This window comes from Rahnella sp. CG8, assembly GCF_023701875.1.
In the GTDB taxonomy this organism is placed as follows: domain Bacteria; phylum Pseudomonadota; class Gammaproteobacteria; order Enterobacterales; family Enterobacteriaceae; genus Rahnella; species Rahnella aceris.
The window spans coordinates 1-26,035 of record NZ_JABAED010000041.1; the positions used below are offsets into that span (position 1 = coordinate 1).

The window sequence follows — 26,035 nt, forward strand, 5'->3', positions numbered from 1 at the left end:
AGACGCCGTATAGATTTAAGCAAGCCCATCATAAATCAAAATCAACGTTGCAAAAAAGGGGGTGACCATAGATTTTTATGGGCAACCGTTGGGATCGGATGGCCTGTATATGAATCCTAAGGGGGTCTGGTGATCGCTATACAGTCCATTGCCTCTTGTGAGCTCGCTGATACCTTTGCACCGACTATTTGGTTATTCCCGATCCCTCCATGCATAAAAAAAGGCGGCTTATTCAGCCGCCCAAGACACAGGGAATTGATCAAGTATTACAAAGCGCATTAGCCTTACAGTTAACCTTTCACACCGCCTGCCGTTAAGCCGCCGACCAGCCAGCGTTGAGCAATCAGGAACACCGCCGTAATCGGGATAGCCGACAATATGGCTGCCGCCGCGAAATCACCCCACAGGTAATTTTGCGGGTTAAGATATTGCTGCATACCGACCGCCAGGGTGTAGCTGTTGACGTCACGCAGCAGTAACGACGCCACCGGCACTTCGGTGATGGCCGCGATGAACGACAGAATGAACACCACTGCCAGAATTGGCACAGACAGCGGCAGCAGCACCAGACGGAATGCCTGCCACGGGCTGGCACCGTCCAGCGCAGCGGCTTCTTCCAGCGAACCGTCGATGGTTTCGAAATAGCCTTTGATCGTCCAGACGTGCAGGGCGATGCCGCCCATATAGGCGAAAATCACGCCGCCGTGGGTGTTCAGCCCGAGGAACGGCACGTACATGCCGAGACGGTCGAACAGGGCGTATAGCGCCACCAGCGACAGCACCGCCGGGAACATCTGAAAAATCAGCATCCCTTTAAGCAGCGAACTTTTACCGCGGAATTTCATGCGGGCAAAGGCATAGGCGCAGGTGGTGGAAAGTGCGACGATGCCGACGGCGGTGATCACGGCGATCTTGATCGAATTCCACAGCCACAGCATCACCGGGAACGGCGGTGGCGTAACGCTGCCGTCGCTGTTGTTGACGGCAATGCCGAGCGCCAGTTTCCAGTGATCCCACGAGACCTGATCCGGAATCAGGCTGCCGGTGGCGAAGTTACCCGGACGCAGCGAGATGGCGAACACCATCAGCAACGGGAACAGGATCAGCGCCAGAAAGCACAGCAACAGCAGGTGTGTGACCAGCAATCTGACTTTCTGCGACTTCGGTTTAACCATAGGCATTGTTTGTTTCTCCTCAGTCGAATTTCATACGTGATGCTTTCAGGTTCACGACAGCCAGCGCTCCCACCAGCAGGAAGATTAGCGTGGCAATCGCTGCCGCCAGCCCGAAGTCCTGCCCGCCGCCGCCTTCAAAGGCGATGCGATAGGTGTAGCTGACCAGCAAATCGGTATGACCCGCTGGCGTGGTGGTGCCGAGCATGTCCGGCCCGCCGTTGGTCAGCAACTGGATCAGCACGAAGTTATTAAAGTTAAACGCGAAGCTGGCGATCATCAGTGGCGTCAGCGGTTTGATCAAAAGCGGCAGCGTGATGCGGAAGAAGTTCTGCATCGGCGTCGCGCCGTCCATAGCGGATGCTTCGTAAAGATCGTCCGGGATCGCTTTCAGCAGGCCCATGCACAGGATCATCATGTACGGATAACCGAGCCAGGTGTTGACGATGATGATCATGCTTTTGGCCGTCCATGGATCGCTGAACCACGCCGGTTTGATGCCAAACAGCGCGCTGAGCATCAGGTTGATCTCACCAAAACTCTGGTTGAATAACCCTTTGAAAATAAGAATCGAAATAAACGCAGGCACGGCGTAGGGCAGGATCAGCAGGATGCGGTACGCCGCTTTCCCTTTCAGTTTTTCCCACTGCACCACGCAGGCCAGCACCATACCGACAGCCACGGTGAGCACCACGGTCAGCAGGGCGAATACAACGGTCCAGACGAAAATCGACAGGAACGGTTTCTGGATCCCTTCGTCATGTAACACGCGAAGGAAGTTGCCCCAGCCGATGCCGACGGTAAAGCCGGGGCTGAGTTTTTCTGCCTGCCATTCGCCCTGAGCGTTCACTGCCTGATAGAAGCCGGTGTCCATGTTCGGGCGGTAAATCGTGCCGGTTTGCACATTGGTCAGCTGCTTCTTATCTTCACCGAGTTTGTACAGCGGCTGAGTGCCGGAGAACTGGCGCAGGGAACTCATGCGCAGCGTTTCGCCGTCGGGTAATTTCGCTGAGATCTGACCGAGGGCCAGACGGTTTTGTGTCACTACCCGCAACCCGGCTTTTTCAGCCGATGGCGCGGTTTGCGGCAGCATGTCCAGCGTTTGCGGCGCGGAAGCGTTGAAAGCAAAAGGCGGGGAAACCAGCGTCTCGCTGTTATCCGCCGACGTCAGTGCCAGTTGCCATCTATCGCCCGCAGGGAAGAGTGCGAAATTCAGCACCTTGCCGCCCTGAAATTCACGTCCCATGAGAACGGACTGCGCACGTTCAAAGGTCAGCTGGTTGGTGCTGCTGTAGTTAGTGAAGGCAATCGCGATGGTGCAGATCAGCGGAAACAACACAAATAACGACATCCCGGCCAGACCGGGGTACACGTAGCGCCAAGAATACGCGCGGCGGTTGCCATAAATGTATAAGCCGACACCGGAGAGGATCAGGGTTAGAACGGCAAAGAGGTATTCACCCTGCGCATACATCAGCACGATCAGATAACCGGTAAAGCAGGCGAGCAGGGCGATGATCAGCCACTTAAGCGCATTGCTGAACGGCCTTTTTTTGGCTACTGGCATAGGGACAATCCTTGTAGTGGCGGTACGGAGCAGGTTGGCTCCGTACCGTTCATTGAGCTAAAACGCAGGCATTACTTGGTAATGCGGGTTTCTACATCTTTCAGTGCTTGCGGAACGGTCTGACGGCCATTCACCGCGTTGATGATGGCGCTGCGTTCTGCGTACCAGAAGGCGCTCATCTGCGGGATGTTTGGCATGATTTCACCGTTCTTCGAGTTCGCCATGGTGGCAGCAATGCGCGGGTCTTTTTCCAGTTTCTCCTGATAAGACTTCAGCGCCACGGCACCCAGCGGTTTGTCCTTATTCACGACGGCCAGACCGTCGTCGGTGATCAGGTAGTTTTCCAGGAACTCTTTCGCCAGCTCTTTGTTCGGGCTGGCGGCGTTGATACCGGCTGTCAGCACGCCGACGAACGGTTTAGACGGCTTGCCGTGGAACGTTGGCAGCAACGTCACGCCGTAGTTGATTTTGCTCTTGTCGAGGTTTGACCACGCCCACGGACCGTCGATAGTCATTGCGGTCTGGCCTTTGTTAAAGGCGGCTTCAGCGATGGAGTAATCGGTGTCGGCGTTGATGTGTTTGTTTTTCACCAGATCGATGATGAATTGCAGGCCAGCCTGTGAACCTGCGTTATTCACGCCGGTGTCTTTGATGTTGTATTTGCCGTTTTCATACTTGAACGCATAACCGCCGTCAGCGGCGATGATTGGCCAGGTGAAGTACGGTTCCTGCAGGTTCCACATGATGGCGCTCTTGCCTGTGGCGCGCAGCTCTTTGTCCAGCGCCGGGATTTCTTCCCAGGTTTTTGGCGCTTCTTTAATGATGTCTTTATTGTAAATCAGTGACAGCGCTTCAACCGCGACCGGATAGCCGATCAGCTTGCCGTTGAAGGTGACCGCATCCCAGGTGAACGGGAACAGTTTGTCTTTGAAGGTCTGGTCCGGGCTGATTTCAGCCAGCAGACCGGATTGTGCGTAGCCGCCAAAACGGTCATGCGCCCAGAAGATGATGTCAGGGCCGCCGCCTGTGGCTGCCACTTGCGGGTATTTTTCTTCCAGCTTGTCCGGATGTTCTACCGTGACTTTAATGCCGGTGTCTTTTTCAAATTTCTTACCGACTTCCGCCAGGCCGTTATAGCCCTTGTCACCGTTGATCCAGATGACCAGCTTTCCTTCTTCTATTTTGGCGAACGCGGAAGATGACAACACCAGCGTAGCCAGCGCCGAGAGTGCCAGTGTGTGTTTAACAATCTTTTTAATGCTGAGGGTCATAATCCAATCCTTTTGTAGTCGGTTTTTTTATCGTCTGAGACGGAAAAGACAGGGTACGACGCCAGTGTGGATTTAACCTGTCACAGCTTCATCATCCCCCCCTCTACGCCCCCACCTCTCAGAATGTGATCCCACCGACACTCTCAGGCGTTATGTGGTTCATCACTCAAAAATATGGTTCGTTTTTTGCCATTCAGATCACGAATTTGATTTTTGCTGTGAACTTTCATCCGGTTGCGGTGAATCGTCATCCTCCCTGCTCCTCCCCCATGAAAAACTTTGTTACGGATGATTACGGTTACCGGCTAATCCTTCACTCTTCGTTGCATTGAGTTTTCTCGCTGGCAGCAAGTACAGGAGTTCAGGATGGCGAGCGTTTCCCTTAACAGCGTGTACAAAGCCTTTGGCGACACCGTGATTTCCAGCGACATCAACCTGGAAATAGAAGAAGGCGAGTTTGTGGTGTTCGTCGGGCCGTCCGGCTGTGGTAAATCCACTCTGCTGCGCATGATTGCAGGCCTGGAAGACATCACGTCCGGTGAATTGAAGATTGGCGATAAACGCATGAATGAAGTGCCGCCCGCCGATCGTGGCATCGGCATGGTATTCCAGTCTTATGCGCTTTATCCGCATCTGTCTGTGGCAGAAAACATGTCCTTCGGCCTGAAGCTGGCGGGGGCAAAAAAAGCCGAGATCAATCAGCGGGTGAATCAGGTTTCCGAAGTGTTGCAACTGGCGCATTTGCTGGACAGACGCCCGAAAGCGCTTTCCGGCGGACAACGTCAGCGCGTGGCGATTGGCCGTACGCTGGTTGCCGAGCCGACGGTTTTTCTGCTCGATGAACCGCTTTCTAACTTAGATGCTGCGCTGCGTGTGCAGATGCGTATTGAGATTTCACGTCTGCATAAACGCCTGAAACGCACCATGATTTACGTGACCCACGATCAGGTCGAAGCGATGACGCTGGCCGACAAAATCGTGGTGCTCGATGCCGGGCATATCGCGCAGGTCGGTAAGCCGCTCGAGTTGTATCACTATCCTGCCAACCGCTTTGTCGCCGGTTTTATCGGCTCACCCAAAATGAATTTCCTGCCGGTGAAAGTCACCGCTGCTGAACCTGCGCGCGTACAGGTCGAATTGCCGAACCGCCAGCAAGTCTGGCTGCCGGTGGAAGGGACCGACGTGAAAGTCGGCAGCAACCTGTCACTGGGTATCCGCCCTGAACATCTTCTGCCAAGCGACGTCGCTGAAGTGACGCTTTCCGGCGAAGTGCAGGTCGTCGAGCAACTGGGTAACGAAACACAGATCCACATCCAAATTCCGGCAATTCGTCAGAACCTGGTGTACCGCCAGAACGACGTGGTGCTGGTAGAAGAAGGTGCAACATTCGCCATCGGTTTGCCGCCACACCGCTGCCATCTGTTCCGCGAAGACGGAACGGCATGTCGCCGGTTACACCCCGAACCTGGTGTTTGAAAGCACGCGATCCCCTACAGGAGAAAATGATGATCACAATGCGTAGTTCTTCCCTGGCGCTGGCAGTGGCTGCTGGCATCCTTTCTACACAAGCGATGGCGGTGGATTTCACAGGTTATGCCCGTTCGGGTATTGGCTGGACCGGCAGCGGCGGCGAGCAGCAATGTTTCAAAGCGACAGGTGCAGACAGCAAATACCGTCTCGGTAACGAATGTGAGACGTATGCAGAGTTGAAACTGGGTCAGGAAGTGTGGAAAGAAGGGGATAAGAGCTTCTACTTCGACACCAACGTGGCGTATTCCGTTTCTCAACAGAACGACTGGGAGTCAACCGATCCGGCTTTCCGCGAAGCAAACGTGAAGGGTAAGAACCTGATCGAATGGCTGCCGGGTTCGACTATGTGGGCCGGTAAGCGTTTCTACCAACGTCATGACGTTCACATGATCGACTTCTACTACTGGGATATTTCAGGTCCTGGTGCGGGTCTGGAAGACATCGATCTGGGCTTCGGTAAACTGTCTCTGGCTGCCACCCGTAACACCGAAAGCGGCGGTTCATACGGTTATATCGCCGACCAGCGTAACGAAGTGCCTACCTCCAACGACGTGTTCGACGTGCGTCTGGCAGGCCTGCAAACTAACCCGGGCGGTGTGCTGGAGTTAGGGGTGGATTACGGTCGTGCTAACGCGCGTGATGGTTATTCACTGGCTGACGATGCGACCAAAGACGGCTTCCTGGTCACTGCGGAACATACGCAAAGTATTTACAACGGCTATAACAAATTCGTGCTGCAATATGCCGCAGATTCCATGACGGATCCGGGCCAGGGCGCGGCGAACGGCCACTCGAATGGTGCTGCCATCAACAACAACGGCAGCATGGTGCGTGTGCTCGACCACGGTGCTATCGACTTCAACGACACCTGGAGCCTGATGTACGTGGCGATGTATCAGGACGTTGACCGCGATAACAACAACGGCACCACCTGGTACACCGTCGGTGTCCGTCCGATGTACAAATGGACCCCGATCATGAGCACCTTGCTGGAAGTCGGTTACGACAACGTGAAATCCCAGCGTACCGGCGACAAAAACGGCCAGTACAAAGTCACCCTGGCGCAACAATGGCAGGCGGGCGACAGCATCTGGTCACGTCCGGCCATCCGCGTGTTTGCCACTTATGCGAACTGGGATGAAAAATGGGGCTACGACACTGACAGCGGCGCAAACAATGGCTTAGCGATGAACGACACCAGCACGACCACATACAGCCGTGGTAATGACGACGAAATAACCTTCGGCGCCCAAATGGAAATCTGGTGGTAATTTTTTCCTTCCTCCTTCGCGCTGCCGATGCGTTGGCTGCGCGTCCTCGCCCCGGTCACGTAGTTGTCTACGCTCCCGGGGACTTGGACGCTTGCCGCCTTCCGGCAACCCGAAAGAGTTTGGAAAAATGGCAATGTAAGCTTTAAAAAAACGCAGTAAAGAAGATGTGCTGGCTGGCGGATTATCGCTGATGACCGCCAGCCTTCATGGTGATTTCAAAGGAAACAATAATGAAAAAGAATCTGCTGTCACTGTGTCTGTCGCTGAGCCTGTTGGCTGCTGCCCCTGCTGTGGTGAACGCTGCGCAAAATGATGCGAATACTGCACCGGCTATTTCCAGCCAGACCTTACGCAACCTTTCATGGACGCCGCTGGTTCCGCCAGTGACGCAGGATGTGACGCTGGGGACGTCCAGCGCTGAAATTAATCAGGGTGAGATTCAGGGCGCCGTCGGGGCATTCGCTTTACCTGCTGACCGGGGTTCGCTTGAAATTACGCTGACCAGTATCGCGACCGGTAAAACCGTGTATGCGCCAAATGTTCTGGTGCTGGATGAGCAGATGCGTCCGGCTGCGTTTTACCCTTCCAGCTATTTCCCGTATCAGAAACCGGGCATCGTCTCGAGCGATCGTCTGGAAGGCACACTGAAACTGACACCGGCACTGGGTCAGAAACAAATTTATCTGCTGGTGTACACCACCCGTCAGGACTTAGCTGAGACCACGCAGATGGTGAACCCGGCGAAAGCCTTCGCTGCGGGCGTGGGTAACGCCGTACCGGATATCCCGGATCCGATTGCCCGTCATACCCCGACCGGCACACTGAGCCTGAAAGTCACTGCCGAGCAGAAAACCGGTAACGTGATGATTGGTCAGATCTTCCCGTCTTCCGCACCGGCAGCGGCAGCACCCGTAGTGGTCGGCAGCACACAAGCGCCTGCACCTGCGGCGGCTCCGGCCAAACCGAGCGAGCCAATGCTCAGCGATTCAGAAACCTACTTTAACGATGCGATTAAGAAAGCAGCGAAAGCAGGGGACGTCGATAAAGCCCTGAAATTGCTGGATGAAGCTGAGCGTCTGGGTTCCAAAACCGCCCGTAAAACCTTTATTGAAAGCGTGAAGCACTAAGTTTTTCAGCGCCTCCCCCGAGAAAAAGCTGGCAGTTTTTTCAGCTCCTCCCCCTGCGAAGGGGGAGGCCGGGAGGGGGGTTTAAACCCACCGAGTTTTATTCACTCCGCCTATTTGTTACCCTGTTGTTAATTCATTCAGCGGGGGATGTATGGCGTCTGCAAACTGGGTCGATTTATCGAAAGATAAAGACAGCGGGATCGAGACGATCCACGCCCATTTCGAAGGCCATGCTTACGATCCCCACTGGCATGACAGTTATCTGGTCGGTGTCACTCAGTACGGTTTGCAGCAGTTCAGTTGTCGCCGCCAGAAACATCAAAGCCTGCCGGGCAAAGTCTTTATGCTCGAACCGGGCGAAATCCATGACGGCGATGCGGTGCAGCCCGGCGGTTTTACCTATCACATGCTGTATCTCGATCCGCAATGGCTGAGCCGCGAGCTGGCGGCACGGTGCGATTCCCTTTCTCCGGCCGGTGATCCGAGTTTCGAAAATACCTTAGCGCAGGATCCGCAACTGGCGCAGGCGACGTCACGGGCTTTTCAGGCGCTGCACGGCAAAGACCTGCGCATTGTCCGCCAGACCGCGCTCGACGGCTTGCTCTGTGCACTGGGCGGCCATCTCACCTGGCAGCCGCCGCGACTTCAGGGGCATGCGCCCTGGTCGCGGTTGGCGCATCAGGCGCGGGAATATCTGCATGCCCACTTGCACGAAGACATCGGCCTCGAACAACTGGCAGCGGCGACCGGCGAAAGCCGCTTTGTGGTCAGCCGTGCGTTTAAAGCTGAATTCGGATTGCCGCCGCACGCCTATCTTATTCAGCTGAAACTGACCCGCGCCCGAGAAGGGCTGGCGCTCGGGCGCACACCGGCTGACGTGGCGGCTGATTTAGGTTTTGCTGATCAGAGCCATCTCGGGCGCTGGTTCCGCCGCGCCTATCAGCTCACGCCAGCACATTACCGGCGTCTGTGCACAAATCTTCCAGATTGAGAAAAAGTGACGGGTTAAGCTCATGTTTCAACTGAACCGGAGCCTGTCATCATGAATACGCCTGCAACAATTCTGCCTTCGTCACCGGAACGCTGCGTGATTGTCATCAACCAGCAACTTGCAGCCGGACATGCCGCCAATGCCGCCGCCGTGCTGGCCCTGACGCTCGGGCAACGCCATCCGTCGCTGGTGGGCGAGCCGCTGATTGACGCTGATAACCGCGAACACCCGGGGCTGATCCCGATTGGCATCAGCGTGCTGGTTGCCGACAGCGAACAGCTCACGCACCTTCATCAGCACCTGCTTAATGATGACGAAATGGACGGGATTATTTTTCCGGTCGAAGGACAGCAAACCACGGATTACGCCGCGTTTCGCGAAGCGGTGTCTGTTGTGCCGACGGACAACCTGCAACTGCTGGGCATTGCGCTGGCGGGTAAAAAGAAAGTGGTGCGCAAGCTGACCGGAAAACTCGGTTTGCTCGGCTGATGTTTGTCATTTAAGCGTCACACTTGTTCTCTACTCTCCTGATATTCAAACTAATATCAGGAGTTTCCCCGTGCGTAAGTCCCTCGTTGCTCTGCTGCTTTTCACCCTCGGTTCCACTTTTGTCGTTCAGGCGGCTGACGAAGCCAAACCCTTTATCACCAGCCAGGAACTGGATCTGACGAAATATCTGCCCGCGCCACCGGCGGATGATTCGGCGCAGACCAAAGCGGAACTGAAAGAATTGCTCGAAATTCAGGCCACCCGTACGCCGGAGCAGGAAAAAGCGGCGATTGCTGATGCTGAAGAAAACGTCTGGCGTTTTGCCGATGTGATGGGGCCGGACTTTGATGCTGCGAAACTGCCGAAAACCGCTGCGCTGTTTGATCGTATTGTGGCGACCGAAGACGTGGTGGACGATCACGCCAAGAAAGCCTTTAACCGCCCGCGTCCTTATATGCTCGATGAACAAATTCATCCGCTGCTGAAAAAATCCAAATCCGGCTCATGGCCTTCCGGTCATTCTACTATCGGCTATCTGATGGCGACGGTGCTGGGCGAAATGGTGCCGGAAAAACGCAACGCGCTGTTCACCCGGGCGGCCGGTTACGCCGAAAACCGTCTGGTAGCGGGTTTCCATTACCGTTCTGATACCGTGATGAGCCGCACCGGTGCTGCACTGATCGCGCAAAAAATGGAAGAACAGCCAGATTTCAAAACCGAATTCGACGCGGCGAAAGCGGAACTTCGCGCACAGTTGGGCCTGAAATAATTTTCGTCAGTTCCTGCCTTTCCGGTAAAGTGTGGGGCGTAAAACTTGCAGAGGAAGGGACTGATGGAAAACAGATTCAAGCGGATGGCATCGCCGGTCGGGTTACTCACACTGGCGGCGAAAGGCGATAAGCTGACCGCCATTTTGTGGGAATGTGAAATCGACGGGCGCGTGCCGTTGGGCGATATGATTGAAGACCCGTCGTTTCCGATCTTGCTGAAAACCGAACAACAGCTGAACGAATATTTTGCCGGTAAGCGTACCCGTTTTGAGCTGGAACTCGATTTCACCGGCACCGAATTCCAGAAAGAAGTCTGGGCGGCGTTGCTGGAAATTCCGTTTGGTGAAACGCGCAGCTACGGCGAGATCGCCCGTCGTATCGGTCGCCCGAAAGCGGTTCGTGCGGTGGGCGCGGCCAATGGCCGCAACCCGATTTCTATCGTGGCGCCGTGTCACCGGGTGATTGGTGCTTCCGGGAAATTAACCGGCTTTGCTGGCGGGCTGGACAACAAGTTGTTGTTACTGAAGCTGGAAGGTCGTAAATCTTAGGGTTTTTATTGGGAAATAAATTGCTTGATGTCCGCTTGTCAGTCGATGCATAGTCAAAAAATAAGCAGTAAATAAAAAAGACAACATCACTTACAAACGGAGTTTTACCTTAATGGATCAGATTCAATCCCTCGAACAGTTCTTATCCTCAGTTCAGCAACGCGACCCGCATCAGGTCGAATTCTCCCAGGCCGTACGTGAAGTTATGACCACGCTATGGCCTTTCCTCGAACAAAATCCGCAATACCGCCGTTCTGCTTTACTCGAACGTCTGGTGGAGCCGGAACGTGTCATTCAGTTCCGTATCGCGTGGGTGGATGACAAAAATCAGGTGCAGGTGAACCGTGGCTGGCGTGTACAGTTCAGCTCGGCGATTGGCCCGTATAAAGGCGGCATGCGTTTCCATCCGTCGGTCAATTTATCGATTCTCAAATTCCTTGGTTTTGAGCAGACCTTTAAAAATGCCCTGACCACGTTGCCAATGGGCGGCGGAAAGGGCGGCAGTGATTTCAATCCGAAAGGCAAAAGCGAAGGCGAGATCATGCGTTTCTGTCAGGCGCTGATGCTGGAACTTTACCGTCATCTCGGCCCGGATACTGATGTGCCTGCGGGGGATATCGGCGTCGGCGGGCGTGAAGTCGGCTATATGGCGGGGATGATGAAAAAACTCTCCAACAACACTGCCAGCGTGTTCACCGGCAAAGGGTTGTCGTTCGGCGGCAGCCTGATCCGCCCGGAAGCCACAGGTTATGGCCTGATCTATTTCACTGAATCGATGCTTAAACGCCATGGCCTGGATTTCGAAGGTATGCGCGTGGCGGTGTCTGGTTCCGGTAACGTCGCACAATATGCAATTGAAAAAGCCATGTCACTGGGCGCACGGGTGATTACGGCGTCAGATTCTAACGGTACTGTCGTCGATGAAGCAGGCTTTACTCCTGAGAAACTGGCGCTGCTGACCGAAATCAAAGCCAGCCGTGATGGCCGCGTGGCGGATTACGCGCAAAAACTCGGACTGACGTATCTCGAAGGCCAGCAGCCGTGGAACGTGCCGGTGGATATCGCGCTGCCTTGCGCCACACAAAATGAACTGGATGCCTCTGCGGCACGCGTGCTGATCGCCAATGGCGTGAAAGCGGTCGCTGAAGGCGCGAATATGCCAACGACGATTGAAGCGACCGACTTGTTCACCGACGCGGGCGTGTTGTTCGCGCCGGGTAAAGCGGCGAATGCCGGTGGCGTGGCAACCTCAGGGCTGGAGATGGCGCAGAACGCTGCGCGTCTGAGCTGGAAAGCCGAAGAAGTGGATGCGCGTTTGCGTCACATCATGCTGGATATTCACCAGTCGTGTGTCGAATACGGCGGCGAAAGCCAGCAGACGCAGTATGTCCGTGGCGCAAATATCGCCGGCTTCGTCAAAGTCGCTGATGCCATGCTGGCGCAGGGCGTGCTGTAAGCCCAAAGTCAGGTTTCAGAAACAACAAAGCCACCTTTGCAGGTGGCTTTTTTATGTGGGCAACATACTCAGAAGTGCGTATTCAGGCTCATGTAGAACGTGCGGCCCGGTTCGTTGTAGGTTGCCGCGCCTGCGCCGTACATATAGGCGCCGGTGGTGGCATTACCCACGGTCTGGGCATTACCCGCACGGAACTGGCGTTTGTCGAAGACGTTATCAATACCCGCCGTGACGCTGACATTTTTGGTCGCGGTGTAGGTGCCGCTCATGCCGACCACAGAATACGGGCTGACTTCATTCTTCTCACTGCCGGTGACGGCTTCACCTTTGTAGTTGTATTTCTTCGGCTTCTGACGGCCATACCAGGTCAGGGTAGATTGCAGAGAGAGATCTTCCGTCGCCTGCCAGCTCAGCGTGGAGTTGATGGTAAATTCCGGGATGATCGACAGATAATCGCCGGTCTCTTTGTTTTTACTTTCAATCATGTACGTGCCGTTGTTATTCCAGGAAACGGTGCTGCTGACCGGAATATTCAGCGTGCCCTCCAGCCCCTGAACCACGGCTTTCGGCACGTTTTCCCATTTATATACATCAGTTGTGCCGGTGGAGGACGTGCCGGTTGGCAGATAACCGGATTCGATTTTGTTGCGATAATCGTTGCGGAAATAGGTCACGCCCGCCTGATAACCGTTGCGGTGGAATTCCAGCCCGATCTCTTTGTTAACGCTGGTTTCCGCATCCAGATCTTTATTCCCCACCAGATAACAACCGCCGCCGCTGGCCGCACAACCCTGACCTTTACTGTACAGCACGTAGTTCGGGTTGGTCTGATACAGGCTCGGCGCTTTATAGGCGCGGGCGATACCCATTTTCAGGGTGAAATCGTCGCCCAGTTCCTGAGACAGGTTCAGCGACGGGCTCCAGTTATTGCCGACAATGGAGTGATGGTCGAAACGCAGACCCGGCACCAGCATGGTGCTGTCGGTCAGCTCAATATTATCTTCGGCAAACAGCGAGAAAATCTCTGCCTGAGAATAGGGGCTGCGGTTGGTGCTGTCGGTACCGGCAATCGCGCCGCCGAGCATAGCCTGCGTGTTGGAAGACGGATCTTTCATCTTCTGCTGGTTCCATTCAGTGCCGAACGTCGCGGTTTGCGGCACGCCCAGCTCAAACGGAATACTGACTTCGCTGTGCGCCAGAATGTCGCCCAGAGCGATGGTGTTGAAGTCTTCGTCAGAGAAGATGCCTTCGGTACCGCCCGCCAGCCCTTCATCCATGCGCGAGTTACGGGTTTTTTCGTACTGCACGTAGTTGTTGGTGGTCACACCGTTATCCCATGCGCCTTTGTAGGTCACCGAGTAGGACTGGCGGTAAATGCGGTTAGTCTCTTCACCGTACATGCTTTTCACCAAATCACTGGTGTTGGTGTTCTGCGTGTCGCCTGCGTACAGGTTGCCCTGACGGCTGTTGGACACTTCAAATTCCAGTGACTGCATGCGGGCAAAATCCCAGTGCAACAGGGCGTCGATATTCTTATCGATCACGCCTTCGCGACCTGCCGGAACGGTGTCAGCATAGGTGCCGGTACGCTCAGACTGATGACCGTCGTTGATGTACTGCGCGTCAGCCTGCGTTTTGCTGTAGCCACCGAACAGGCGGAAACTGAACTGATCGTTGAGCGGGCCGGAGAGGCTGAAATCGGTACGTTTGGTCGAGCCTTCGTCTTTATGTTGTGGTGCGTTCAGATAGGTATTCCAGGAACCGTGCCACTCCTGAGTGTCTTTTTTAGTGATGATGTTCACCACGCCACCCGCCGCGCCGTTACCGTAACGCGCCGCCGCCGGGCCGCGGATCACTTCGATGCGCTCGATCATATCGGGCGGAACCCAGCTTGTGTCGCCGCGGGTATCACGCTCACCGCGCCAGCCCTGACGCACTGAGTTGCGGCTGTTCACCGGCTTACCGTCGATCAGGATTAAGGTATTTTCCGGGCCCATACCCCGGATGTCGATCTGGCGGTTATTACCGCGCTGGCCGCTGGTAGAGTTACCGGTCAGGTTTACGCCGGGCATGGTGCGGATAAGTTCGTTGATGTCGCGTGCCGGAGGGCGTTTTTGGATTTCATCAGAAGTGATGGTGGAAACGCCGGGAGCCTGAAGGTTTTGCTGTGCGGCGGTGACAACCAGTGTGTCGCTGGTGTCTTCCTGTGTTTCTGCGGTGTTCTGGCTGGCGTCTGTTGTGCGGGGTATGGTGCTTTCTGCCGCGCTGACGGGCAAAGAAAGTGCTGATCCCAGCCCGATTAAGGTTGCCAGAGAATAGTGTGGTAGCCTGCTTTTCATAGTGGATTCTGCCCTGAAATCCATCCGTTCCTGCAAAACAGATTTAGTGAACAGGAGGATGGCCTGTTGTGTGTGTATTTTTATCGTCCCGTTTACGGGCGGTAACACACTATTGCAAATGCAAACAATTATCAATACGATTCCCATTCATAATTTTCAGGAAGCAGGTCAATCATTCTGCAAATTATGCCTTCTCTCACTGCCAAAAGACTGTAAAGCGTAAACATGATGAAATCGCAGTTTCCGGAAAAACCCACCGCGCAGGCGATGTTAGCAAGCTCTCAGGCGGGAAGTGCCGAATGGTGGAAAGACATTAAAGCGCAAGGTTCACCCTTGATCGAACGGCTGAATGATGACGTATGCAACGTGACGTTCTTCTGGCGGGATCCGCAGGGCAGTGAGGCGACATCGGATTTCCAGCGGGTGTGGATCAACATCAACGGCATCACCGATCACCATCAGTCTTTACCGCCGCAAAGCCTGCAAAGACTTGCGGGAACCGATGTCTGGTCGCTGAGTATTACGCTGCGCTCCGGCTGGCGCGGCAGCTACAGCCTGATCCCGCGCACCGGGCCCGGCAGAGAGTTCCCGCAGGATCCCGATGCCTATACCGCCATGCTGGCTGCGCGGGAATGGTGGAAAGATATGTTCGCCCATGCGATTTATGACCCGCTGAATCCGAATCAGCCGTGGCCGGGGGCGAAATCTCACGCGTTGTCGCCTTTGCATATGCCCGACGCATTGCCGCAGCCTGCCTGGCGGGAGTTTGATCTCCACGGTGCCGCGTTGCCACAGAAACCGGCAAAACTGCAAACCTATCAGTGGAACAGTGCGCGTCTGGGCAACCGGCGCAAGGTCTGGATCTACACCACCGGCGAAAGCCAGGATCCGGCATCGCGCCCGCTGGCGCTGTTGCTCGACGGCCAGTTCTGGGCGCAGCAGATGCCGGTCTGGCAGCCGCTGATGCAGCTGACGCAGGAAGGCACATTGCCGCAGGCCGTCTACGTGCTGATTGATGTGATCGATACACAGACCCGCAGTCGCGAACTGACCTGTAATGCAGATTTCTGGCTGGCCGTTCAGGAGGAGTTATTGCCCGCCGTGGCGACGCTCGCACCGCACAGCAGCGATGCGAACAAAACAGTGGTGGCGGGGCAGAGCTTTGGCGGGCTGTCAGCGTTGTACGCCGGTTTGCACTGGCCGCAGCGCTTCGGTCTGGTACTCAGTCAGTCCGGTTCTTTCTGGTGGCCGCGACGTAATAAATCGCAGCAGGATGAAAATCCTGACGAGGCGGATTTGTTACTGCGTGCGGTGAGTAACGGGCTGGGGGCTGCCAGCCATCTGAAAATTTTCATGGAAGCGGGCAGCAATGAGCGACTGATTTATCAGGTGAATAATCAGATGGATGAGCTGCTGAGCCGCACCAAAAACAGCGTGCGTTATCGCGTGGTCGATGCCGGTCACGACGCGCTGAGCTGGCGCGGCGGATTAGCCGATGGCCTTCAATACCTGTGGAACGAAGAGCCATGGAGCACCGGAGATTCAACCGTTACCCAGCGGGATAATTAACGGTGTATGCGAAACCGGACAGTCGATAATGGCGCAGCGCAGCCCGAAAACCTGTTCGATCAGTGCCGGTGTGACGATGTCTGCCGGTGCGCCCTCAGCCAGTATTTTTCCATCGCGCATGGCAATCAGATGCCCGGCGTAACGACATGCCTGATTCAGGTCGTGCAACACCACCACCAGCGTGCGGCCGTTTTCCTGATTCAGGCGACACATCAGTTCCATCAAATCAATCTGATGCGCGATATCCAGCCAGGTTGTCGGTTCATCCAGCAATAACAACGGCGTTTGTTGCGCCAGCACCATGGCTATCCACACCCGCTGGCGCTGTCCGCCGGAAAGTGAATTCACCGTGCTTTCCGCCAGTGCGAATACTCCCGTCGCGTGCATGGCGTCGTTCACCGCCAGCGTATCTTGCGCTGTCCAGCGGCTGAACAGGCTCTGATGCGGGTAACGCCCGCGGGCCACCAGATCCGCCACACTGATATCGCCCGGCGCCGTTGAACTTTGCGGCAGTAAACCCAGACGTTTCGCGACGTCTCTGGTGCCGTAATCACCGATCAGTTTGCCGTCCAGAAATACCGTGCCGGATTGCGGCGGCATCAGGCGGCTGAGCGTGCGCAATAATGTGGATTTACCGCAGGCATTCGGCCCGATAATCACGGTGAGTTTTCCCTGAGGGATAGAGACGGAGAGTTCGCGGGCGACGATTTTTTTATCGTAGCCCAGCGTCAGATCTTTCGCGTACAAAGGGGAAGAGTGTTCAGTATTCATGAGCGTCGCGACTCCCGGATCAGCAACCCAATCAGATAAATGCCGCCCAGACTGACGGTCAGCACGCCCACGGGTAACTGATAGGGCGTGAACAGCCGTTGTGCAGTGACATCGGCGGCGAGCAACAGCAGCGCGCCGGTCAGCGCCGCGAAAAATAAAGCGTGCTGCTGGCTGGCGCAAAGACGACGCGAAATTTGCGGTGACACCAGCGCAATAAAGGAAATTGGCCCGGCCAGCGCGGTGGCTGCGGCGGTCAACGCCACGCCCGCCAGCATCAGCAATAAACGTGAACGCGTCACCGGTACGCCCAGCGCACAGGCGGCATCATCGCCCATTTCGAGCAACCGCATCGGAGCGGATAAGCAACGCGCCAGCATGCAGGCGACGATAATCATCCCCGTCGCCGGCAGGCTTTTCTCCCATGTGATGCCATTGAGCGAACCAGCATTCCACAAGCCAGCCGTCAGCGCCGATTCCAGCGAGGCGTGAATAATCAGCCAGGTATTGACCGCAATCAGCAGCGCCCGTACGCCGATACCGACGATAATCAGGCGGAACGTTTCGATGCCCTGACGCCACGCCAGGGCGTATACCACCAGTGCGGTCACGACGCCGCCTGCCATCGCGCCGGGGAGAAGGTCGCCCGCAGCGCCATTGAACAACACGATAATCAGCAGAACGCCGGTATACGCGCCGGTGTTAAAACCGATAACGTCCGGACTTCCCAATGGATTGCGCAGCAGCGACTGAAAAATCGCGCCGCTGATGCCGAGTGCGGCACCGAGAACCATCGCCATCACCACGCGCGGCAGACGCCATTGCGTGACAATAATGCTCAGGTTTTTCGGCCCGTCGCCGAGCAGGGCGCTGACAACCTGCGACGGCGTCAGTGCCAGTGTTCCGCTACCCAGCGCGTAAACCGCCAGCAGGATCAGGCATAACACCAGTCCGCAGGCGGTCAGAAAGGGGCGCGACAGCAGCAAAGGTTTTTTCAGCGGGCGAGGTTCTGTAAGAGTCTGGCTCATGGTTAACCTCTGTGTAATCCACCGGGACGGCGTACCAGGAAAATAAGCACCGGCGCGCCGATAAAGGCGACCACCACGGAAACCCGCAATTCTCCGGTAACCAGAAAACGCCCGGCGATATCGGCTGCCAGCAACAGCGTCGGGGTTAACACCAGCGTCCACGGCAGCATCCAGCGCGGATCCGCACGACAGATCCAGCGCGCCATATGCGGCACCATCAGGCCGACAAAGGCGATGGGGCCGACAGCCGCTGTGGCGCTGCCGCACAACAACGTAATCGCCAGTAATCCCAGCAACTGCGTGGTCGCGATTTTGGTGCCGAGCGCCGTCGCCAGTTCGCTGCCCATCGTCAGATTATTCAGGGAGCGGGCCATCAGTAAGCTCAGGACAACCGCAAAAGTCACCGGCGGTGTGATGGTTTTAATCACGGTAATATTGCGGATATCCAGCGAGCCAGCCTGCCAGAATCGCAACTGATCGTAGACGGTCGGGTTGAGCAGGGAAATCCCCGAAGACATGCCTTCCAGCACAGCGCCGAGCGCGACGCCCGCCAGAGTTAAGCGTACCGGATCCAGCTTTCCGCGTCCCAGCGCGCCGATCATGGCGACCAGCAATGTTGCCAGCAAGGCACCGGCAAACGCGAACCACAAATAGTGGCTGACATCCGTTGCGCCAAAAAAGGCGATACCGATAACCACCGCGAAAGCCGCACCCGCATTAACGCCAAGAATACCGGGATCAGCCAGCGGATTGCGGGTGAGGATTTGCATCAGTGCGCCGGATAATCCGAGCGCCATCCCTGCCAGCAAACCGGCCAGCGTGCGCGGCACACGGGCATCGGTGACAATCACACAATCCGCCCCTGTGCACTGGCCGTTAAGCGCTGACATCACGGTGCCGGACGCAAGCGATTTCTCGCCCAGCACCAGACTCAGCGCCATCATCAGGCAGAGCAAAAACAAGGCAACCAACAGCGCTGTGAGATTTTTTATTGAGCAGGACATCAGTGAGTTACGAACAGTTTTTCAAGCTGATTCAGCATGTTGCTGGCGCTGTAATAATCGAGCCTGAACGTGTCGTCACCCATGGCATACACGCGCCCGGCCTGCACGGCAGGTAACTTCGCCAGAAAAGGATTGGTCAGCAGCCGTTGTGCATCAGGCTGACTGGCGGAAAATAACAGCAGCGTCTGGCCGTTCATCGCCTCCGGCATTTTCTCACCGGCAAGCTGGATGATGTCATGGCGTTTGCCCTGACTGTAACTGGCGGCGAAATTCAGCGGAACCGGCGCGAGGCTGAATCCTAACTGCCGGAGCAACTGACCTTGCGGTGACGCGGGCGTCCACAGATTGGCGCTTTTGCCATCTGATCCATAAACCAGCGCGGACACCGGCTGCGGTGGCAAATGTATCGCTTTTTTCAGACTGTCTTCACGGGCTGAAAACTGCGCGATAACCTTGGCGGCATCGGTTTCTTTACCCGTCGCCCGGCCTAATTCGGTGGCGAGTTCCTGCCAGCTTTTATCGTCGTAATTGACCACCATGACCGGCGCAATGGCCGACAGCTGATCATAGAGTTTCAGTGCGGAATCCCCGCCTGTGGCGGCAATAATGATGAGATCCGGTGCCTGTCCGGCAATGGCTTCAGCATTCGGTTCGCCGATATAAAGCCGCTGCACACCGCGTTGTTTCGCGACATCGCCCCACTGGCGGAAAAAGCCCTGAGCATCGGAAACCCGATTATTGGGCGCAGTCGCCCCGCTGGCGATAACCGGCGCATTAATCGCCAGCAATGTGCCGGTGACGGTGACGCTGGTGGAGACAATCCGCTGCGGCGGCTGTTGTAATGTGATGCTTCCCTTTGAGGTCATAACTTGCCGTGGCCAGCCTTCTGCGAAAGCCTGCGTGGCGACAAGCAGCGATAACAACAGCGCAACCATCCCTGAAAAACGGCGAAAACCAGCCCTTGTCATTGGATCCATTCCTGATTCTTTAATGTTAATGGTTATCATTATTATATGCAGGGCGTATGGGGTCAATGACGAGAGAGGCTCAATCCGTGGAAAAGTCAGGGGAAGACAGGTATTCACGCAACAAAAAAGCCACTCCGTATGAAGTGGCTTAATCGTTTGAATCTCAAACTAAAATTTGGTGGCCCTTGCTGGACTTGAACCAGCGACCAAGCGATTATGAGAATCATGTAACCCATTGAAAAACAATGTCTTAACGGTATATCAATGGGTTGCAATGTGAATATCAGTCAATATACGGCAATATCTCTATCTTAGTGCGACAATTTTGCGACAAAGAGTACTTATTGAAAAAGTTGTTCCTTAAGTTCAGATGGGATCAACATGTTCAACATTTGATTTTTAAACCCCTTTTCAGTAGCAGCCCGTTCCTCTATGATTTTCACAACTTCTTTAAACCATTCTTTCTCGTCAACCATTTCTCGATCTAACCTATCATTCGCATAACGATGCTGTAAAGAATAGGTTACATGTCTCCATTGAGATGTTGGGTTTAATAGCCATGTATTAACAAAAACTTCTGCAGGAATTCCCGAAAGAATTGGTATTTGGTAATATTCGCCTGTCTGGCCATTATCATATCCAATAATTTTTGAGAACCTAACGACGTCACTTCGTAAAGTTTCCATAAGTGAATTTTGGATAGCAGGTTGCTGATCATTAAAAGACTTTTGACGCACACTTTTCAAGTAAACTTTAACTCGCCCCGCATACTCTTTGTAATCATCCTCAGTCCAATAACCATAACCGTTATAATTACTATTATTTCTATAAGGATCGAATTTAATTTCAGTTGGCTCCATTTCACCTCTAGAGTAAATGTCATCAATATATTCTTTACATTTTTTCTCAATGTCTTCATAAGATAGATTTATCTCATTTATATAGGACATCAGGAACATGAGGTGGAAAAGATGTAACATTTCACCAGGAATAATTAACCTTCTATTTTCAAAGTCTTTCTTAAGGCCTTCAGTTGCTTTCTCTAATATGTCATTTTCATAGTTATAATAATTATAAGCGATTATCCAGTTTGGAGTGCTTCTTGCCTCAGCAAAATGAGATGATAAGTTCACAGAATCGCAAATTCCCTTTCTATTGAAATTCCCATTAAAGATAGAGTTGATTAAGTCATCGTTAGTAATAATATTACTACCAAGCAAAATAGGCGCATACTTATCTATGGCTTTTTTTATTCTTACGTCAGACTCCGATGGTAACTCCTCTTTTTTGTCCGTTTCTATCATAGGGAACATATTAATTTTTGCCGCTTTTTTATTAAAAAGGTGATTTTTAAATTGATCACTTCTGATAATTAAATCACTTTCTTTGATTCCCCCTGACCTAACTTCATAAGTAATGGCTAAGAATAAAGAAAATAATTCAGCTATGCAGGGTTTATTTTCTTTATGTTTATCCTCTAATATTGAATAAAGTTGTAAACAGTCATTTATTGTATGTTTGAGTATGCGTAAAGATTGTATTTTAGAAGTGAGAAATATACTTAGGATTAATTCTTTAAGGTTTTTTTTAATCGGGTCGTATTTTTTGAGTTTAGTAAATTCATCAAATGCCTGTTCAATATCTGGTAGAACTTTTAATGTTAGCCCAAATAATTTTTCTTTCGATAAAGAAAATAATGGGTCGCTTTTTTTATCGTTGCAAATAACAATAACCCGACACTCATGATGTTCGACATACTTGTTTATTACCCCTAAGGTGATATCTAAGTCAAGTTGGCACCTTTCTAAGTCATCAAAAACAATAATTTTATCTTTCTTTACGAGTTCATTGCTGTTTGAGTTCATTAGTGCTGAAACAAACCGTCCTAGACTTAAACGTAATCCATATGCACCGATATTGATACTGTTAAATTTCTCAGTAATGGATTTAAGTTTTTTTTCTCTGGATTCATCACACCGAAAATATTAGCTTGGATATCTATTTCAGAGGATAGACCATAGAGGCTTATATAATATATGGAATCTTTTGAAAGGTAGTTTGTTATTGTGTAAGTTTTACCAGAACCCCAGTCACCAGTGATTAATAAAGCATACCCAGGATTAGTCTGATTTTTATAATTTAACAGTGGTTCTTTTAAATGTTCATTCATCGTAATTGCCTATAGACTGTTGCTTAAGGGATTAAATTTCAAAGCTTCATCAAAATGATTTGGTGCGAAATGCGCATAACGCATAGTCATTTTAATATCAGTATGTCCAAGTACTCTTTGCAACACCAATATGTTACCGCCATTCATCATAAAGTGCGATGCAAAAGTATGGCGTAGTACATGCGTTAGTTGACCGGCGGGTAACTCAATATCAGTGCGTTCCAGAGCGGAACGAAATGCATCATAGCAACTCTTAAATAACCTGCCTTTTTCACTTCTGGTAACGAGTCGTGAAGAGCTTCACTTATAGGGATAGTTCTATTTTTTCGACCTTTGGTCTTTGTGTAAGTGACTTTATATTTAGTGACCTGGCTTTTATTCAGCTCTTCTGCCTCTGACCAGCGTACACCGGTTGATAGGCATAATTTAACGATGCAAACGAAGCCATTATTATTTTTTCGTCCGCATTTTTCAAGTAATTGCCCAATCTGATCTTTAGTCAGAAAATACCCCGCTGTAAGCCATGTCCTGTAAGGGCTCACCCGAAAAGGTAGAGGAGGTAGACCCTCAAATCGTAAAAGATTTGCAGGGGGACTCACCTCATAAAAATACAGCGCCATCATCTCAAGGGATGAGCAAGCCGCCTTAACCTTTCGAACGGATGCCGCTGAGGCACTGGCGGCGCAGAAGCGCCAGTGGGAGAGAATGGCAGCACCTGTTTTCGGGTGGACGCGGTCACGGCCGCCGCGTTGAGATAGCCTCATGCCAGACATGAACCCCGCAGTACCAGCACGGCAAGGGAGAGGGAATCAAATCGCTACAGCCCGCCGGACGGCCTGCTCCATCGTATTTTTACACCCGCGAATTTAAAAGTTTTCACCCCTCTTCAGAAATACCGCATCACGCTGGTCTGCAGCTCAATCCGATACCCATTTTTAATAATATTGGCTAATTCATCATTGAGATGAATTTGATCACTTAAAACGATCGATTAAAGGAAAACGATCTGTAAAGGCTGTTGGAAAGTCTGATTTTCTATTCGTTAACATGACTTCGACGCACGGTCGTACCCTGCCCGGATGGGGCTAGCCGAGGTATTGAAGTTAATAATAATCATCTGAAAATCAGCAGTTTTTGATCGCTGAGAGTAAGCACGTTTTTTACAAGGCGTAGTATTTTTTCTCATGCTCAATGAATCACAGGATGTGTTCTATGGAAGAAGCAAAGAAAGTTAAATCGGTACATCCATTGGCCTTAGAAGGTTCAAGGACAAAGCGCGGCGGCGTGGTGCGTGTACAAGAGCGTGAAGACCATATTTACTTTGGTGAAGGGAGGCACCGGCTGGCGCACGTAGGGGATGAAGTTGTATATCCGGATGGATCGGTTTCCTGCATTGTCTCCGGTGCCGGGTATGGGTTCGCTTACCGGGGTTTCCCTGCTGCGATCATTGGTAGTGAAGCTGAGAACGGCGATGTTATTGAGTGGTCACCAGATACCGGCATTGCAGCAGAAATCCACGTACCTGAGGAGGGGATTGAGGGGTTTTTGGTTCGTGGTTACTCAGCGCCATGGAAATAACAGTTTGCCACTGGCGCTGGGCGCCAGCTCATTTAAGGGATTTAGATGAACAGATATGTATTGGTCTTAGGTGATAAGACTACTGCGGGCGGATCAATTATCGGTTGTAGTGCTATCAATACAAGCTACGACGGTTTACCCATTGCTGTACAAGGCGACAAAATTTCATGCCCTGCGTGTGGGACAACAGGTTATTTATTGTGTGTTACACCGAGGCATAATTCTACTTATGAAGGAAAGCCGGAAGGTTTGAGCGGTGATTTGTGTATTTGTAAATGCACCCCGCCCCCGAAACTTATTAATTCTAAAACGGCGATGTTTCATACCCTCACTCTGGCGGATTTAATTGCGCAGGGTCATGCGAAGTATCCGATCCAAATTAATTATGCTGGCGAGTCTGGCAGCTTTGATGAGCAAATCACCATGCAGCCAACCACCCACGCTCGAGAGCTGGCGGGTTTGCCTTATTACATAGAGGCGCGCGATGGCCGCCACTTTGCTGGCACCATTGGTGAGGATGGGCGGTTACCCCGCATTGCCACCAATGGATTAGGTTCATACGATATTCATGTGGGCGACGATGCCTTAGGGAAGGGATAGGCATGGCGAGGCCAATACGCGGCGCAGGCCGCAAAACGATACCCACAAATGACACACCAGGCTCACTGAAAATTGTTCAAATTACGCCGATTAGATTTGAGCAACTTTGGGATAATTATGTAACGGGCAATCCCTATGATAATCCGGACTATTCAAACCAGTGCGCGATCCGTCTGAGTGCCACCCTTCACGCGGTAGGGATTGAAATGAAATCTTTTTCGCAGAAAGTCATTAAGCCGGCGGCAGGTAAAAGCAGCATTGGGCGTATTCTGCTGGGCGGTAAGGCCACCGCCACTCGCGCTGATGAGATGGCGCGCTGGCTGGCGCTGAAACCCTTTGCCGGGCTACCGGCCAAGCCGGAGAACGTTACCGGCGCAAGCTGGCGAGATAAGGTGGGCGGCAGAACGGGGATCATCTTCTTTGGCGGCTATTGGGCGCGGGACGGGGAGTCTGGTGATAGTGTGAGCGGCGGTCATATTGATTTATGGAACGGTAGCCGGTTCCCAAATAATGGCTTAAGAGGTGCGGCAACAAATTTCATGAGGTTCACAGTGGGTAAAGAGTCCGTAGACTTTTGGGGGCTGGTGCCCACTTATTCCGATCTCAGTAAAGCAAAAGAGATTCTTTTTTGGCATATTTTATGAAACGCATAATTACGGTATTCCTTTCAATTGTTATTGGTTTCGGCGTGACGATTATTTATCACGTTATTGGTGATGTAATTTTCAAATCCCTAAAAATGGAGCCCTTAAAACTATTCGTTAAAGGGTGCCGTGATTTGGAACATTGCGGATCGCCTCAGTTGATCACGATGGTTTCAGTTCTATTTTTTTTGCCACCAATCGTGATGGGGATATTTACGTTTATTGGAACTGGGGCGGGGTCGCGATGGCGGCGATGGTTGGGTAACTCGCTGGCACTGTTTGTTGTCCTGGTTATCCTCCTGTTGGTATTCGCTTATCTGGCCTAAACATCCACGCTGCAAAGTATCAGCCACCGGGCACCGTTTGCTGGTGGTTTTATCCAACATTTGCCACCATTGCGGCCTATCAGTTACCCCCACATCTTCCCCTATGTTTTGCAGAATAATTGGCGCCAGATTGGCACGGAAAAATGGTACGCAGGTATGCAAAAACAGTACGCAAAAAAGTACGCAAAGTCCGTCCAAAATTTGGATGGACGGACGGGAAAAACGCGGTTAAACATACCGGTTTCTCAGGCTATTAATAGCCCGCATCCAGGTGGGAATGCTTTTTTGTATATTAAGTTTTGTTGAGTTTTTGCGTACTTTCCCGAAGTTTTCCCATTCTCAAGATGTATAGATTTATCTCGATTCGTTTGCTAATTTCGAGCAAACCGGAAAGCGGCAGAACTGCGCAAAAATGCACTGCGCAATTCAGTACGCAGAATCCAAAGGAGGCAGCGCCAATGCAGGAGAAAGTAGCAGAGAGAACTGCGCAAAAATGTGTAAATCAGGATCCGAAAACTTCCGCATTCTGCGCAGAATGTGCGCTGAAAATACTAACTAACAGAGGTGACCATGTTTAGTGTTGGCGATGTAGTGATGTTGAAAAGTGGAAGTCCGCTTATGACTGTTGCCGGAGTAAAGGCGGCTGATAGTGAATTCTGGCTATTCATGGGCATGGGCTATAACGATGGCGACGTGGTGGCGGAGTGGTTCGACGGGAAGAACTTAAAACGTGGGGAGTTTAGGAAAGAGATGTTAAAGGCCGTGGATGATGCTCCCGGCACCAGCTCCACGCATAGCCGGAGTGCTTAACGTATTGGCCGCAGGGTTCACGCATTGCGGCCACCAGCG

Annotated in this window: 24 protein-coding genes and 1 pseudogene; 14 read left to right on the forward strand and 11 right to left on the reverse strand. The window is 52.8% G+C overall.

The genetic code is table 11. The features are described 5' to 3' along the window. Positions 1–290: 290 nt before the first annotated feature. The 3 genes from malG to malE form a co-directional block, all read right to left on the reverse strand. Positions 291–1,181 carry a maltose ABC transporter permease MalG gene (gene malG, locus HGO41_RS23890; protein WP_013573871.1) on the reverse strand — a complete coding sequence of 297 codons (891 nt, stop codon included), beginning with the start codon at positions 1,179–1,181 and terminating at the stop codon, positions 291–293. Positions 1,182–1,194: 13 nt separating this feature from the next. Next, positions 1,195–2,739, reverse strand: coding sequence for a maltose ABC transporter permease MalF (malF, locus tag HGO41_RS23895; protein ID WP_250981531.1), 1,545 nt, complete (start codon positions 2,737–2,739; stop codon positions 1,195–1,197). A 71-nt stretch (positions 2,740–2,810) separates the two neighbouring features. Then, positions 2,811–4,010 (reverse strand): maltose/maltodextrin ABC transporter substrate-binding protein MalE, encoded by a 1,200-nt coding sequence (malE, locus tag HGO41_RS23900; protein WP_013573873.1) that lies wholly within the window; start codon positions 4,008–4,010, stop codon positions 2,811–2,813. A gap of 366 nt (positions 4,011–4,376) precedes the next feature. Here malE and malK point away from each other — a divergent pair, with 366 nt between their 5' ends. The 8 genes from malK to gdhA all read left to right on the forward strand — a co-directional run bounded on the left by malK (position 4,377) and on the right by gdhA (position 12,192). Beyond that, complete coding sequence (gene malK / locus HGO41_RS23905) at positions 4,377–5,486, forward strand: maltose/maltodextrin ABC transporter ATP-binding protein MalK (protein ID WP_013573874.1); 1,110 nt, start codon at positions 4,377–4,379, stop codon at positions 5,484–5,486. A gap of 26 nt (positions 5,487–5,512) precedes the next feature. Next, entirely contained in the window at positions 5,513–6,811 is a 1,299-nt protein-coding gene (locus HGO41_RS23910) for a maltoporin (protein ID WP_014411581.1), read from the forward strand. Between the two features lie 230 nt (positions 6,812–7,041). Further along, complete coding sequence (gene malM / locus HGO41_RS23915) at positions 7,042–7,938, forward strand: maltose operon protein MalM (protein ID WP_250981532.1); 897 nt, start codon at positions 7,042–7,044, stop codon at positions 7,936–7,938. 151 nt (positions 7,939–8,089) lie between these two features. Next, positions 8,090–8,929 carry an AraC family transcriptional regulator gene (locus HGO41_RS23920; protein ID WP_250981533.1) on the forward strand — a complete coding sequence of 280 codons (840 nt, stop codon included), beginning with the start codon at positions 8,090–8,092 and terminating at the stop codon, positions 8,927–8,929. A gap of 51 nt (positions 8,930–8,980) precedes the next feature. Continuing rightward, positions 8,981–9,418: a DUF2000 domain-containing protein gene (locus HGO41_RS23925; protein ID WP_250981534.1), complete on the forward strand. Its 438-nt coding sequence runs from the start codon at positions 8,981–8,983 to the stop codon at positions 9,416–9,418. Between the two features lie 70 nt (positions 9,419–9,488). Continuing rightward, entirely contained in the window at positions 9,489–10,187 is a 699-nt protein-coding gene (locus tag HGO41_RS23930; RefSeq protein WP_013573879.1) for an acid phosphatase, read from the forward strand. A gap of 63 nt (positions 10,188–10,250) precedes the next feature. Then, positions 10,251–10,736, forward strand: coding sequence for a methylated-DNA--[protein]-cysteine S-methyltransferase (locus HGO41_RS23935; RefSeq protein ID WP_013573880.1), 486 nt, complete (start codon positions 10,251–10,253; stop codon positions 10,734–10,736). A gap of 112 nt (positions 10,737–10,848) precedes the next feature. Continuing rightward, entirely contained in the window at positions 10,849–12,192 is a 1,344-nt protein-coding gene (gdhA, locus tag HGO41_RS23940; RefSeq protein WP_112198029.1) for an NADP-specific glutamate dehydrogenase, read from the forward strand. Positions 12,193–12,260: 68 nt separating this feature from the next. Here the strand turns inward: gdhA and HGO41_RS23945 are convergent, their stop codons facing one another. After that, positions 12,261–14,531: a TonB-dependent siderophore receptor gene (locus HGO41_RS23945; protein ID WP_126124610.1), complete on the reverse strand. Its 2,271-nt coding sequence runs from the start codon at positions 14,529–14,531 to the stop codon at positions 12,261–12,263. Between the two features lie 225 nt (positions 14,532–14,756). Between HGO41_RS23945 and fes the strand changes: the two genes are divergently transcribed. Further along, complete coding sequence (gene fes / locus HGO41_RS23950) at positions 14,757–16,100, forward strand: enterochelin esterase (RefSeq protein ID WP_081481096.1); 1,344 nt, start codon at positions 14,757–14,759, stop codon at positions 16,098–16,100. Here fes and HGO41_RS23955 read toward each other — a convergent pair. From HGO41_RS23955 to HGO41_RS23985, 7 genes and pseudogenes are all read right to left on the reverse strand, one after another. Then, positions 16,074–16,871 (reverse strand): ATP-binding cassette domain-containing protein, encoded by a 798-nt coding sequence (locus HGO41_RS23955; protein WP_250981535.1) that lies wholly within the window; start codon positions 16,869–16,871, stop codon positions 16,074–16,076. The two genes, fes and HGO41_RS23955, sit on opposite strands and share 27 nt — an antisense overlap. Then, positions 16,868–17,896 (reverse strand): iron-enterobactin ABC transporter permease, encoded by a 1,029-nt coding sequence (fepG, locus tag HGO41_RS23960; RefSeq protein WP_241916746.1) that lies wholly within the window; start codon positions 17,894–17,896, stop codon positions 16,868–16,870. Before fepG ends, HGO41_RS23955 begins: the two co-directional genes overlap by 4 nt. Before the next feature lie 2 nt (positions 17,897–17,898). Then, the gene (gene fepD / locus HGO41_RS23965; RefSeq protein WP_250981536.1) at positions 17,899–18,900 is read right to left on the reverse strand and encodes a Fe(3+)-siderophore ABC transporter permease; all 1,002 of its coding nucleotides are present in this window, start codon (positions 18,898–18,900) and stop codon (positions 17,899–17,901) included. After that, positions 18,900–19,868, reverse strand: a complete 969-nt coding sequence (gene fepB, locus HGO41_RS23970; protein WP_119261181.1) for a Fe2+-enterobactin ABC transporter substrate-binding protein — start codon at positions 19,866–19,868, stop codon at positions 18,900–18,902. The genes fepD and fepB overlap by 1 nt, the downstream gene beginning before the upstream one ends. Before the next feature lie 341 nt (positions 19,869–20,209). Further along, a complete protein-coding gene (locus HGO41_RS23975; RefSeq protein ID WP_041688942.1) occupies positions 20,210–21,733 on the reverse strand; it encodes a hypothetical protein in 1,524 nt (507 codons plus the stop codon). A 26-nt stretch (positions 21,734–21,759) separates the two neighbouring features. Continuing rightward, on the reverse strand, positions 21,760–22,038 hold the full coding sequence (locus HGO41_RS23980) for a P-loop NTPase family protein (protein WP_148232202.1): 279 nt from the start codon (positions 22,036–22,038) through the stop codon (positions 21,760–21,762). 9 nt (positions 22,039–22,047) lie between these two features. Continuing rightward, positions 22,048–22,706, reverse strand: a pseudogene (locus HGO41_RS23985) (tyrosine-type recombinase/integrase); the annotation flags it as partial. Positions 22,707–23,250: 544 nt separating this feature from the next. Between HGO41_RS23985 and HGO41_RS23990 the strand changes: the two are divergent. The 5 genes from HGO41_RS23990 (at position 23,251) to HGO41_RS24010 (ending at position 25,996) form a co-directional block, all read left to right on the forward strand. Further along, positions 23,251–23,616, forward strand: coding sequence for a hypothetical protein (locus HGO41_RS23990; protein WP_153375970.1), 366 nt, complete (start codon positions 23,251–23,253; stop codon positions 23,614–23,616). 45 nt (positions 23,617–23,661) lie between these two features. Beyond that, positions 23,662–24,216, forward strand: coding sequence for a PAAR domain-containing protein (locus tag HGO41_RS23995; protein WP_250981537.1), 555 nt, complete (start codon positions 23,662–23,664; stop codon positions 24,214–24,216). 2 nt (positions 24,217–24,218) lie between these two features. Continuing rightward, positions 24,219–24,860, forward strand: coding sequence for a type VI secretion system amidase effector protein Tae4 (locus HGO41_RS24000; RefSeq protein ID WP_013573891.1), 642 nt, complete (start codon positions 24,219–24,221; stop codon positions 24,858–24,860). Further along, positions 24,857–25,186: a hypothetical protein gene (locus HGO41_RS24005; protein WP_250981538.1), complete on the forward strand. Its 330-nt coding sequence runs from the start codon at positions 24,857–24,859 to the stop codon at positions 25,184–25,186. The genes HGO41_RS24000 and HGO41_RS24005 overlap by 4 nt, the downstream gene beginning before the upstream one ends. 570 nt (positions 25,187–25,756) lie before the next feature. Next, positions 25,757–25,996 (forward strand): YodC family protein, encoded by a 240-nt coding sequence (locus HGO41_RS24010; RefSeq protein WP_131638620.1) that lies wholly within the window; start codon positions 25,757–25,759, stop codon positions 25,994–25,996. Positions 25,997–26,035: the final 39 nt, after the last annotated feature.